This is a genomic window from Bradyrhizobium sp. 76 (genome assembly GCF_023073025.1).
GTDB lineage: Bacteria > Pseudomonadota > Alphaproteobacteria > Rhizobiales > Xanthobacteraceae > Bradyrhizobium.
In genome coordinates this window covers 1-12,434 of record NZ_JADPIS010000001.1, presented here as the reverse complement: position 1 = coordinate 12,434, position 12,434 = coordinate 1, and the positions used below count along the sequence as shown (strand labels likewise).

9 protein-coding genes and 6 pseudogenes are annotated in these 12,434 nt (G+C 60.8%); 12 read left to right on the top strand and 3 right to left on the bottom strand.

What is annotated here, in order from left to right; genetic code table 11:
• The 12 genes and pseudogenes from IVB48_RS00075 to IVB48_RS00020 form a co-directional block, all read left to right on the top strand.
• A partial coding sequence (locus IVB48_RS00075; protein ID WP_247396208.1) for an FAD-binding protein occupies nucleotides 1-916 on the top strand: 916 nt, incomplete at its 5' end.
• Between the two features lie 284 nt (nucleotides 917-1,200).
• Entirely contained in the window at nucleotides 1,201-2,121 is a 921-nt protein-coding gene (gene trbB, locus IVB48_RS00070; protein WP_247396211.1) for a P-type conjugative transfer ATPase TrbB, read from the top strand.
• Complete coding sequence (locus tag IVB48_RS00065; RefSeq protein WP_247396206.1) at nucleotides 2,118-2,444, top strand: TrbC/VirB2 family protein; 327 nt, start codon at nucleotides 2,118-2,120, stop codon at nucleotides 2,442-2,444. The genes trbB and IVB48_RS00065 overlap by 4 nt, the downstream gene beginning before the upstream one ends.
• Nucleotides 2,444-2,707 (top strand): VirB3 family type IV secretion system protein, encoded by a 264-nt coding sequence (locus IVB48_RS00060; RefSeq protein WP_247396204.1) that lies wholly within the window; start codon nucleotides 2,444-2,446, stop codon nucleotides 2,705-2,707. Before IVB48_RS00065 ends, IVB48_RS00060 begins: the two co-directional genes overlap by 1 nt.
• Nucleotides 2,708-2,717: 10 nt before the next feature.
• Complete coding sequence (gene trbE, locus IVB48_RS00055; protein ID WP_247396203.1) at nucleotides 2,718-4,868, top strand: conjugal transfer protein TrbE; 2,151 nt, start codon at nucleotides 2,718-2,720, stop codon at nucleotides 4,866-4,868.
• Complete coding sequence (trbJ, locus tag IVB48_RS00050; RefSeq protein ID WP_247396188.1) at nucleotides 4,865-5,599, top strand: P-type conjugative transfer protein TrbJ; 735 nt, start codon at nucleotides 4,865-4,867, stop codon at nucleotides 5,597-5,599. The genes trbE and trbJ overlap by 4 nt, the downstream gene beginning before the upstream one ends.
• Nucleotides 5,599-5,853: pseudogene (gene trbK-alt / locus IVB48_RS00045) on the top strand (putative entry exclusion protein TrbK-alt); the annotation flags it as partial. The gene trbJ and the pseudogene trbK-alt, both read left to right, overlap by 1 nt.
• 99 nt (nucleotides 5,854-5,952) lie before the next feature.
• Nucleotides 5,953-7,210: pseudogene (gene trbL, locus IVB48_RS00040) on the top strand (P-type conjugative transfer protein TrbL).
• 49 nt (nucleotides 7,211-7,259) lie between these two features.
• A pseudogene (locus IVB48_RS00035) lies at nucleotides 7,260-7,612 on the top strand (VirB8/TrbF family protein); the annotation flags it as partial.
• Between the two features lie 74 nt (nucleotides 7,613-7,686).
• Complete coding sequence (gene trbG, locus IVB48_RS00030) at nucleotides 7,687-8,523, top strand: P-type conjugative transfer protein TrbG (protein WP_247396185.1); 837 nt, start codon at nucleotides 7,687-7,689, stop codon at nucleotides 8,521-8,523.
• 138 nt (nucleotides 8,524-8,661) lie between these two features.
• Nucleotides 8,662-9,502, top strand: a pseudogene (locus IVB48_RS00025) (TrbI/VirB10 family protein); the annotation flags it as partial.
• Nucleotides 9,503-9,507: 5 nt separating this feature from the next.
• Entirely contained in the window at nucleotides 9,508-9,768 is a 261-nt protein-coding gene (locus IVB48_RS00020) for a DUF2274 domain-containing protein (protein WP_247396182.1), read from the top strand.
• Here the strand turns inward: IVB48_RS00020 and IVB48_RS00015 are convergent.
• The 3 genes and pseudogenes from IVB48_RS00015 to IVB48_RS00005 all read right to left on the bottom strand — a co-directional run bounded on the left by IVB48_RS00015 (nucleotide 9,731) and on the right by IVB48_RS00005 (nucleotide 12,138).
• Nucleotides 9,731-10,674: pseudogene (locus tag IVB48_RS00015) on the bottom strand (LysR substrate-binding domain-containing protein). The gene IVB48_RS00020 and the pseudogene IVB48_RS00015 overlap by 38 nt on opposite strands.
• Nucleotides 10,675-10,741: 67 nt before the next feature.
• A pseudogene (locus IVB48_RS00010) lies at nucleotides 10,742-11,315 on the bottom strand (acyl-homoserine-lactone synthase).
• A gap of 97 nt (nucleotides 11,316-11,412) precedes the next feature.
• Nucleotides 11,413-12,138: a LuxR family transcriptional regulator gene (locus IVB48_RS00005; RefSeq protein ID WP_249805369.1), complete on the bottom strand. Its 726-nt coding sequence runs from the start codon at nucleotides 12,136-12,138 to the stop codon at nucleotides 11,413-11,415.
• Nucleotides 12,139-12,434 lie beyond the last annotated feature (296 nt).

Sequence of the window (12,434 nt, the reverse complement as noted above, 5' to 3'; positions counted from 1 at the left end):
CAATGCGTCGCTCAAGGATGCGACCAACAAGGCCCTGACCGCGGCGGCCGCGCTCGGCGCGGACGTCGAGGTTCTGGTGGCCGGCGAGAACGCCAAGGCCGCGGCGGACGCCGCCGCAAAGCTTGCCGGTGTAAAGAAGGTGCTGCTCGCCGACGGCGCGCTTTACGCGCACGATCTGGCCGAGCCACTGGCCGCGCTGATCGTCTCGCTGGCGCCGTCCTATGACGCCATCGTCGCGCCCGCGACCTCGCGCTTCAAGAATGTGATGCCGCGCGTCGCGGCCCTGCTCGACGTCATGCAGGTCTCGGAGATCACCAAGGTGGTCGCCCCCGACACCTATGAGCGCCCGATCTACGCCGGCAACGCCATCCAGACGGTGAAGTCGAAGGACGCCAAGAAGGTCATCACGGTGCGCACCTCCACCTTCGCCGCAGCGGGTGAAGGCGGCAGCGCGTCGGTCGAGAGCGTCGCGGCGGCGGCCGATCCGGGCCTGTCGTCCTTTGTCGGCGAGGAAGTCGCAAAGAGCGATCGTCCCGAGCTGACCTCGGCCAAGATCATCGTCTCCGGTGGCCGCGCCATGCAGAGCCGCGAGAACTTCGCAAAGTACATCGAGCCGCTCGCCGATAAACTTGGCGCCGGTGTCGGCGCTTCGCGTGCGGCGGTGGATGCGGGCTATGCGCCGAACGACTGGCAGGTCGGCCAGACCGGCAAGGTCGTGGCCCCCGAGCTCTATATCGCGGTCGGCATTTCCGGCGCGATCCAGCATCTGGCCGGCATGAAGGACTCCAAAGTGATCGTCGCGATCAACAAGGACGAGGACGCGCCGATCTTCCAGGTCGCTGATTACGGCCTGGTCGCCGACCTCTACCAAGCGGTTCCGGAGCTGACGCCCGAACTCGGCAAGCTCGGCAAGTAAAACGCGCTAAACACCGGCCGGAGCTGTACGCTCCGGCCGGTGTTTCATCCTTTAAGCGTTATCTTTCGCTCTGACGCCGCGACGGCCGGATCGGCTTATCCTTCCTTTCGAATCTTTCTTCTTCTACGCCAGGCTACGAATGGCCTAGTGCCCTTGTTGCAGTAGCGCTAGTTCTGCTCTTTCTAGTCATCCCCATGTGAGGCCGCTGAAACAGCCTCAAACATATTGGGGCAAACGTGGCAATCCATTCATTTCATTCAGAGGCGGAGTTGCGCGGCGCGCGCATGCTCCGCACGGCGCTGGGGCCTGCCATTGCAGGCTTTCTGGAAGATGCATCGGTGGTCGAGGTGATGCTCAACCCCGATGGTCGACTGTGGATCGACAGGTTGTCGAGCGGCCTTACCGAGACTGGGGAATGCTTATCCGCGACCGACGGCGAACGAATTGGCCGATTGGTCGCGCACTATGTGGGCGCCGAAGTTCATGCCGGCTCGCCCCGGATCTCAGCCGAGCTGCCGGAAACGGGCGAACGTTTCGAAGGGTTGCTCCCACCGGTCGTTGCCGCGCCAGCCTTTGCGATCCGTAAGCCCGCGGTGGCTGTCTTTACCCTCGACGACTATGTCGCTGCCGGCATCATGAGCTTGGAGCAGGCAAAAGCGCTACGTGATGCAGTTGCAGCACGCAAGAACATCCTGGTTGCGGGTGGCACTTCGACCGGCAAGACGACACTGACGAATGCTCTCTTGGCGGAAGTTGCCAAAGGTTCGGATCGCGTCGTTCTCATCGAGGACACGCGGGAGCTTCAGTGCAGGACGCCAAACCTCGTGGCATTGCGCACCAAGGAGGGCGTTGTCTCGCTCTCTGATCTTGTGCGCTCCTCGCTTCGTCTGCGGCCGGACCGCATCCCGATTGGCGAGGTGCGCGGAGCCGAGGCGCTCGATCTGCTCAAAGCCTGGGGGACGGGCCATCCCGGCGGAATCGGCACGATTCATGCCGGCACAGCGCTTGGGGCGCTACGCCGGCTCGAGCAGCTCATCCAGGAGGCCGTCCTCACGGTCCCGCGCGCGCTGATCGCCGAGACCATTGACCTCATCGCCGTGCTGTCTGGCCGTGGTGCCGAACGGCGTTTGAGCGAACTCGCCTATGTCACCGGGCTCGGCTCATCGGCCGACTACAACCTTTCCACATTCGGAGATCAATCATGAACGCACGGTCGTCTTTCGGGCGAGGTTTCTTCTCGGGTACGGCATTTGCTTGCTTGTACTTGGCTAGCGCGCCGGCCTGGGCCGCCGGCTCGAACATGCCCTGGGAGCAGCCGCTCAACCAGATCCTGCAATCGGTCGAGGGTCCGGTCGCCAAGATCATCGCGGTCATCATCATCATCGTGACCGGGCTCTCGCTTGCCTTTGGAGATACCTCGGGCGGCTTCCGCCGGCTGATCCAGATCGTCTTTGGCCTGTCGATCGCATTCGCTGCATCGAGCTTCTTTCTGTCGTTCTTCTCGTTCGGTGGCGGGGTGGTGATCTGATGGATGCGCCAGTCGCAGGGTTTATCGCGCCCGTTCACCGCGCGCTCACCGAACCGATCCTGATGGGCGGTGCGCCGCGTTCAGTCGCCATCGTCAACGCCACCTTGGCCGCGGCGCTCGGCCTCGGACTGCGCTTGTGGTTAGCCGGCCTTGTCCTTGCATTCGTCGGCCACATGGCCGCGGTCTGGGCCGCAAAGCGTGATCCGGAGTTCGTCGAAGTCGTCCGCCGGCACGTTCGCGTTCCTGGTCACCTCAGCGCTTGAGAGTTGTCCCATGATGAATCTTGCCGAATACCGCCACTCAAACACGCGCCTTGCCGTCTTCCTGCCTTGGGCTGCTCTGGTTGACCAGGGAATTGTATTGAACAAGGATGGCTCGTTTCAGCGGACGGCGAGATTCAGAGGGCCGGATCTCGACAGCGCCGTGCCGGCTGAGCTTGTTGCGGTTGTCGGCCGCCTGAACAATGCGCTCCGTCGTCTCGGATCGGGGTGGGCCGTCTTCGTCGAGGCGCAACGGCATTCGGCAGGGCGCTATCCGCCGGACGCGTTCCCGGATGTCGCATCGGCCCTAGTGGATGCTGAGCGGAAAGCGCAGTTCGAGGAAGCCGGCAGCCATTATGAATCGAGCTACTACCTGACCTTCCTGTACCTGCCGCCGGTAGAGACTGCAGCCGTAGCAGAACGTCTCCTGTACGAGGGCAGTCAACGCAGCGCGGGGGCCGATGCGCGCGAGGTACTCAGCGGCTTCATCGACCGGACCAACCGCGTGGTTCAGCTTGTTGAGGGCTTCATGCCCGAATGCGGCTGGCTCGATGACGAGCAAACGCTGACCTACCTGCACTCGACGGTCTCGACCAAGCGGCATCGCGTTCGCGTGCCCGAAATCCCCATGTATCTCGATGCGCTGCTTGCCGATCAGCCGCTGACAGGCGGGCTTGAGCCGATGCTGGGTGATGCGCATTTGCGCGTTCTGACGGTCGTGGGGTTTCCGACGGCGACTACGCCCGGAATTCTCGATGATCTGAATCGGCTTGCGTTCCCGTATCGCTGGTCGACGCGAGCGATCATGCTCGACAAGACGGATGCCACCAAGCTCTTGACGCGGATTCGGCGGCAATGGTTTGCCAAGCGCAAGTCGGTCGCGTCGATCCTGAAGGAGGTGATGACAAATGAGGCCTCCACGCTTCTGGACACCGATGCGCACAACAAGGCGATGGATGCAGATAGCGCGCTCCAGGAACTGGGTTCTGATCAGATCGGAGAGGCTTTTGTAACGGCAACCGTCACGGTGTGGGACGGGGACCCGCACGCAGCCGACGAAAAGCTCCGCCTCGTCGAAAAGGTGATCCAGGGCCGCGACTTCACCTGCATGGCCGAGACGGTCAATGCCGTCGAAGCATGGCTCGGCAGCTTGCCGGGACAGGTGTATGCCAACGTCCGCCAGCCCCCGGTCTCGACCTTGAACCTCGCGCACATGATGCCGCTCTCTGCAGTCTGGGCGGGAGAGGTGAGGGACCACTATTTCAAGGCGCCCCCGCTGTTCTTTGGCAAGACGGACGGTTCGACGCCTTTCCGTTTCTCTCTCCATGTTGGCGACGTCGGACATACCCTGGTGATCGGGCCGACCGGCGCCGGCAAATCGGTGCTTTTGGCGCTCATGGCGCTGCAGTTCCGGCGATATCCGCAAGCCCAGATCTTCGCCTTTGACTTCGGCGGATCAATGCGCGCAGCGGCGATTGCCATGGGCGGTGACTGGCATGATCTCGGCGGTTCCGTTGCCGGAGAATCATCAGACTTCGTGGCGCTCCAGCCGCTTGCGCGCATTGACGACGTCGGCGAACGCGGTTGGGCGTCAGATTGGATTGGATCGATTCTGACACGCGAGCGGATCGAGGTCACGCCGGAGACAAAGGATCATGTCTGGTCGGCATTGACATCGCTTGCCTCGGCGCCCGCCGGCAAGCTCCGCGAATGGCTGAAGACACTTCGCAAGAAGAACGCTTCCGTCGTGTTTGCGACCCAGTCGCTTGCCGACATCGACGGATCCGCAATTGCGCCCGCCATCATCGAGAGCTGTCCGACCCGGATCCTGTTGCCGAATGATCGTGCTATCGAGCCGCAGATTATGGCGATCTACCGGCGTTTTGGACTGAATGACCGGCAGATCGAGATCCTCGCCCGCGCAACGCCCAAGCGGGATTACTACTGCCAGTCGCGGCGGGGCAACCGCCTGTTCGAGCTCGGCCTTGGCGAAATCGCGTTAGCCTTTGCTGCCGCGTCTTCCAAGGTCGATCAAGCACTGATCGAACGGGTTCTCGAAGAGCACGGCAAAGACGAATTCGTCACCGGCTGGCTCAAGGCACGCGACCTTGGCTGGGCCTGCAATCTCATTCCGAAACTCGCCAAGGAAGGAGGCCTCTTGTGAAACGTCTTCGTCCGCTTCTGGCAGCGAGTATCATCGCCCTTGCCGTGGCCCACGTGCCCCGGGAAGCGAAGGCGCAGTGGATCGTCTTTGATCCCAACAACTACGTGCAGAATGTGCTCACGGCCGCACGCGAGCTGCAGCAGATCAACAACCAGATCACCTCGCTGCAAAACGAAGCCCAGATGTTGATCAATCAGGCGAAGAATCTGGCGAGCCTGCCGTATTCGTCGTTGCTGCAGCTTGAGCAGTCGATTCAGCGCACCCAACAGCTGCTCGCGCAGGCGCAGCACATTGCCTATGACGTCCAGCAGATCGATCACGCGTTCTCTACGATTTATGCGCCAGCGTCAGTAAGCATGTTCGACGGGCTGCTGGTCGCGAATGCCCAAACACGCTGGCAGAACTCCGTTGCCGGGCTGCAGGACGCCATGCGCGTGCAGGCAACCGTCGTCGGCAATCTCGACACCAACCGAACCCAGATGTCGGCCCTGGTCACGGCAAGCCAGGGCGCATCAGGCGCGCTCCAGGCAAGCCAGGCCGGCAACCAACTCCTTGCGCTGCAAGCCCAGCAGCTTGCCGACCTCACCGCAACTGTGGCCGCGCAAGGACGCGCGCAAACGCTCGAATCCGCGCAGCGGGCAGTAGCGCAGGATCAGGGCAGGGAGCAGCTGCGGCGATTTCTGACCCAAGGGCAAGGCTATCAACCGGCAACTGTTCAGATGTTTCACTGATGATAAACAACAGATTTGAGCGGCTGCCGGCGGCCGTAGCGCTTAGCCTTGCTGTCCTGGCCGTCGCGGCCTGCGCCATTCGTCTCCGCGGCGACGAAAGCACGACACAATCTTCTGCGCTGCTGACTCCGAAGGCTGATGCGACCGCGGCAAAGATCGAGCAGTGCCGCACTGTTACCTACGAGCAGAAAGAGGCGCTTCTCGAATGCCAGAAGATCTGGGCAGAACAGCGCAGCCAGTTCCTGAGGGGAGGCGGATCCCCAGAAGGTTTGGATAGCGGGGCGAGCAGGTCGTCATTCTCCTCTCATGTGCCACGTAAGGACGAAAGCCGCCTCCCGTCCCTCTCACCCTCCATTCCAACCCCAAGGGAGCGAGCAAGGGCCGGCACCGGCGTCATCGACCAGTTCCTGGAAACCTTCACCCGCTATTCGATTCCGGATTCGGCCTGGTCGGGAGCGAAGTCGGCTATCTCGCCACGACGCTCGCTGCAATCGACCTCACGCTCGCGGGCCTGTTCTGTCCTTCGGGAGTGATGAGGACGTTGTCGCCCGGCTCGTCAAGAAGACCTTGTTTGTCGGCGTGTTTGCCTACCTGATCGGCAACTGGAACAGCCTTGCCCGCATCGTCTTCGAAAGCTTTGCAGGAGTTGGCCTCAAAGCCTCAGGCACCAGCCTTTCGTCGGCAGATTTCTTGAGGCCAGGCCGGATCGCGCAAGTGGGGCTGGATGCCGGCCGTCCCATCCTCGACACTATCTCGGGCCTGATGGGCTATGTCAGCTTCTTCGAAAATTTCGTCCAGATCGCGGTCCTCCTGTTTGCCTGGATCGTCGTGCTCCTGGCCTTCTTCATTCTTGCCATCCAGCTCTTCGTCACGCTCATCGAGTTCAAGCTGACGACCTTTGCTGGCTTCGTCCTCATCCCGTTCGGTCTCCTCGGAAAGACGGCCTTTGCGGCCGAGCGGGTCCTCGGCAACGTCATCTCCTCCGGCATCAAGGTCCTCGTTCTCGCTGTCATTGTCGGCATCGGATCGACCTTGTTCTCGCAGTTCACAGCAGGTTTCGGCGGCAACCAGCCGACCATTGAGAACGCGATGGCGCTGGTCTTGGGCGCTCTTGCTTTGTTGGGGCTTGGGATTGTTGGACCCGGTATTGCCAATGGCATTGTCTCCGGAGGCCCGCAGCTCGGCGCAGGCAGTGCAGTTGGCACGGGCCTCGTCGCCGGCGGGGTGGTCGCGGCTGGAGCAGGCCTTGCAGCCGGCGCTGCCGGTCTCGCCGGCAGCGCGATCGCAGGTGCCACACGTGGCGGAAGCACGATAGCAGGTGGTGCGATGAGCGCGCTCCGGGCAAGTCACCTGTCTGGCTCCGAGGCGAGCGCGTCAGGTGCGGCAAGTCCCTTGCGTTCGGCCTCAGCTGGTCTTGGTGCGGGAGTGAGCAAGGCCGGTAAGTGGGAAGGGGACTCTTTCGGCGCATCCGACAGTGCACCCGCATGGGTTCGTCGGATGAAGCGGGCGCAGACAATCAGTCACGGAGCGTCAGCGGCAACGCACGCGGTTCGTTCAGGCGATCACGGCGGTAGCGGTGGATCTGTCGACCTCTCGCAAGAGGATCGCTGATGCTTCTTTCTTTCCAATTCCGTCCTTAGACATCTCTTGAGGTCAAGCAATGTTCAAACGATCGGCCGTTCACTATAGCCGCACGCCAGAAGCCGTCACTCCCTATCAACGCGCCGCTCAGGTCTGGGATGACCGCATTGGCGCGGCCAATGACTATGCCCGCAACAACGATCCGTTCGCCAAGCTCGGCAAGACGCAAATTGCGATCGAGGTCTCGAGCGTCATTCGGGCGTCGCCCGCGAGTTTTCGCCTGGCCTGGATCGAACGCCGTTACGACACGGCCAGCTTGCCGTAACCGAGCGGTGGAGCGCGATCCTTACCATCATCGCGATGTGGATCGGCTGCGGAAGAACCCCCCTTGGCATTTACGTCAATGCGATTAACTGGTCAAAGGAGCTGGGCTGGCAATGCCGCCAAATTATGTTCTTGCGTCACGAAGAGCGCGGCCGCGCTGGCCTCTGGCTCTTCTGATCTGTGTGTCTGCGCTTGGCGGTTGCACGACGTTCAAGCCGCCGCAAATCAGCTATGATAGCGAGGTCCCGCCGCCGCCAGATTTGCAGGCGCTTGCTGATGATCGTCCGCGGCCGCTGCATGTGCCGCCGGCCTGGAAGCCTGCGCGCGGCGGCAAGAACGCGGAAGCCAAGGAGCCCATCGATCGCATCGAAACCGCTAATGACGCTGCACGCGTGCAGCCTCGCAAAGCCGGCTATTTCAATGCCGTGCAGGTGTTTTCCTACAGTCCAGGCGCTCTGTATCAAATCTATGCCGCGCCGGGGCAGATCACGGACATCGCTCTGGAGCCCGGCGAGCAGTTGATTGGCTCTGGGCCGGTCGCAGCAGGTGATACCGTACGTTGGGTCGTCGGCGACACCGAAAGCGGCAACGGTGAGACGCGTCGTGTCCACATCGTGGTCAAGCCGACGCGGCCGGCGATCGAGACCAATCTCGTCGTCAACACCGATCGGCGCACTTCCCTTGTGGAGCTGCGCTCCCGCGAAAAGCCCTATATGCCCTCCGTTGCATGGTTTTATCCGGAGGATCGAGGCGCACGTCGTCGGGTCTGCTGCCGGCACCCTTCATTCCGGATCTGGCAGCACGCCGCTACCGGTATGCAATCGAGGGAGCCGCCCTGGCGTCCCATCAGCGCCTATCATGACGGCCGAAAGGTCTATATCGAGTTCTCGCCGGGTATCGGCCAGGGCGAGATGCCGCCGCTCTTCGTGATAGGCCCTGATGGCAAGACCGAGCTCGTCAACTACCGCGCTTACGGCAATGTCCTGATCGTCGACGGCTCTTCGCGGCCGCGGAACTGAGGCTGGGCGAGGAGCACCAGCAGAACGTCAGAATCGTACGAACCGACGGGAGGTCCCCGTGACCGAGACAGGCCAAGCGAATGACACACCCAAGAATGCTCCTCCGGTTAAGCCGCCGGAAGAAATCGCCGAAACCCTTCGGCACAGGGCTCGTCGACACCCAGTTCGCTCGGTGTTGACGCCGAACAGCAGCGCGTCAATCAGGAGAGCGAGGCGGCACGCACCAGCAAGGTGTTTGCAAGCACCAATGTTCGCCCATCGGCTGTCGCATCATCGACTGAAATCCCTTCAAACTCAACGACCACATCGGATGAAGCATTTGCCCAGAACGGGCAGGACCGGAAGCTGGCTTTCGTCAGCGCATCAGTCGATCGCCGGACAACCAGCGCCGATCGACTGGTAAGGCCACCCTCGCCGTTCGTGGTCCAGGCGGGGACGGTCATCCCGGCTGCCCTGATCACGGGTGTTCGGTCCGATCTGCCGGGGCAGATCCCGGCACAAGTAACGGAAAGCGTCTATGATACCCCAACCGGCCGAGCCCAGCTCATTCCGCGGGCTGATCGGGACGTACGATAGCCAGGTCGCATTTGGGCAGTCGCGAGTGCTCCTGGTCTGGACACGACTCATCATGCCGAACGGGCGTTCAATTGTCCTGGAACGGCAGCTTGGAGCGGACGCCGCGGGATACTCTGGCCTCGAGGACCAGGTCGACAACCATTGGAAGGAACTCTTGGGGACGGCCGCGCTTTCGACGCTGCTTGCGGTAGGGACCGAGGTGAATTCGGGGGCGGGCACGAGTAACACCAACAGCGACATTATCCAGGCGCTCCGCCGCGGAGCAGGGGATTCGATCAATCAGACGGGCCAGCAGGTGGTTCGCCGCAATCTTAACATCCAGCCGACGTTGACGATCCGTCCAGGCTTTCCGGTGCGCGTGATCGTCAATCGCGACCTGATGCTCCAGCCCTATAGAGGATGAGGACGATGGCCAAGCTTAAACTCGGAGCGGTCGAGGACGATAAGCCGATCAAGCTGACGCACGAGCTGCCGGCGAGCGTCCACCGGGATCTTGTCGCCTACGCCGAAATCTTGGCGCAGGAGACCGGCCAGCCGATCCAGGATCCAGCCAAGCTTATTGCGCCTACGTTGGCGCGGTTCATGGCAGCGGACAGAAGCTTTCGAAAGGCGCGCCGCGCGCATCATCGCGCTAGAGAAGGCGAGGGTAGCGCTCCGAGAGCAACTTGAGAAAGGCGTCCAGGGCGGGGCTTTCATTGTCCGCCCGCCAATAGGCCGAAAAGTCGAACCGGCTTGCGCCGGTGCCGTCGCGCAGTTCCCGGTAGACCAGGCCGGCAAAATTGGCCCCGATGTCAGATTCGAGCACAAGGCTTATTCCTGCCCTCATGCTGATCAGGCTTTTGATGATGCCGCGACTAACGTCGTGACGCTCGATCTTCGGACGATCATCTGGTGCAACGAGCTTAGAAACCAGGAGATCTTCAAACTCTCTTCCGGGATCGTAGTGGCTCAGCAATACCGTCTCACCGTGCAGGTCGGTCCACTAGACAGTCTCGCGCGTGGTAAGCGGGTGGTCCTTCGGCAGCACAGCCAAAACGCGCTCACTCCAAAGCGACATGGTTTTGTTGTCCAGCAACGGCAGGCTCCCTATGACGATGAGCACATCGAGCACGCCGCTACGAAGTGCGGTTGCCAAACGTGTCCTTGATCGCTCCACCGTCGCCAGTTCGATCCGGGGGAAGCCCTGCTTGAAATCGAGCAAGGAAGCCTGGAGGTTACCTGCCGACAGCGAAGTGCAGAAGCCGACAGCCAATCGGCCGGACTCGCCGTTTTTGAAGCGCGCGCGGTTGCGATCAGTGCGTCGGATTCCTCCAGAATCGTCCTTGCCAGGCGCAGAACGCTGCGCCCGGCCTGGGTTGGGCGTACGCCCCCGCTATAGCGCTCAAAAATCGGGATACCAAGGCGGTGTTCAATTTCGCGAATGGACCGGCTGAGGCTCGATTGTTGAGATCTCAGCAACTCGGCGGCTTGACGAAAGCTGCCGCAATCGGCCGCTGTCACGACAGACCGCAGGTGTTTCAATTCCAGCGCTTTGTTGCCGTGCAGCGAAGGGTTTGCTTCTCGAGAATTTTTCATTTCGGACGTGAACGAGAGACCAGCCACCTGGCTATAGCGACACGTTTATGGAGTTGACTGCAAACACCTAAGCTGCTGCTCGCACGACTGGGGCCCAAAGCATAGGACCCGAGATACGCCCGGCGGTTCGGACGCGCTCCAAGGCATCGGTTGAGACCTCCAGATAACCGGCCAGTGCCATCGTATTTCCGAGTTGTCGAGGCTTCCCAATGGTGCGAAGAGGCTATCCGGCGCGTCGAAGGATACGTTCCATGCGGGCATCGGTCACGGTAACGATTTCGCTCGGTTGAAGAGAAAGGCCGAACTCGATTATGGCTGCGAAGAGCTCGTATGTTACCACAGCAAGTCCCCCACGTGAGAAACGTCAAGAGCGAAGCGGCTGCTTTCAAGAACTGGAAAGGTATCCCTAAGCATCGTTGGACCAGTTGACGGCAGAAGCCGAACGCACCCCTGCTCCATCGTTCGAGCGATGTAGCAAATGTACGGGCCCAAGGACGTCGAACTCGTCGACTTCCATGTCGCCGCTGACCTGGACATCCCATCCAAGACGTTGTTTGAACACGCGATGGCGGAACAGGGTGCATTTCAGCGAGTTCAGTGACGAATTCACCGTAGTGGCTTGGCGAAATGAGTAGCATCATTGCCGTGGTCCCTGCTTTGTTTCGCCAGTCAAAGCAGAGAAGCCCGTGCAAACGCATCCTGTGCAGATGCACAGGGTGATTATTAACGGAATGCCAATTATCGTCGAGGTTTCGATCGAGTCAGTAATACGATTGCTTGACCAATCGTTCGAACGCCGAGTTTCGCTCGGGCGTTGTCCCGATGAAATCCAACGGTCCGTGGCGATATGCCGAGAATGTTGCCGATTTCCCACGCCGACTTGCCACGAGCATACCATTCGAGACGTTGGAGCTCGCGAGGAGACAATAGCGTGCCACCGACGTCGCGATCGGACGCCAAGAGTTGCTGGGCGTGCGCATGGAAAAGTATCGCCAGTAAATGCAGAAGCGGGGCGTGCTTCTTTATCGAGCGCTCGAAATCGATCCGAGGCTCATCTGTCGCAAAGGTCAGGGCGGCGATCACACCCTTGTTGTCGTGGATTGGAAACGTAATTCCATACCGAATGCCGTATCTGGCAGCCTCTTCAAACAGCTCCAGCTCAGATTCCGACCTAAGCCGTGGCCCCAACCCAAGACTCCATCGAAACGGGTCGGTGTGGCGGATTGCCCGACTGATCACAGGGTCGAAGCGCTCATAGCGACGTCCCAGATAGTGCGCCGTCCAGGAAGATGGATAGGTCGAGATTAGCTCGGGAATACCGCCCCGCTTTTGGGATAAAGCAAGATATGCAAAGCAGGACAGGTCCAGTGCAGCGGCGACATCTGCCATGCTTTGCCGAACAGCATCGGGTTCGGTGCTTTCGATCAACCGATCGACAAATTCTTGAAAAACGCGATGAATCATGAATGAACCGCGGCCTCCTTCACGATCGTCTTTTCCGCATCGCCTACCGCAGAGTTCCCTCAATAGCGGAAGCCATGCAGGGTGTGCGCTCCTTTAGTTGCAGTTCGATATTGGCGCGAGCTGGTCAGTTATAACGCCTGCAACTTCTAGTCTTACTGAGTCAAAAAGTCGCGATCTTTGATCCTGGAATTGCTGGCATTTTCGGGAGATTCGTTTTTCGGCATGGAGAGCTGGGATGGGTCACCCAAGATCGGACGGGAGTGAATCGCGGTTTGCGGCCTATGTCGAGGGGCTTG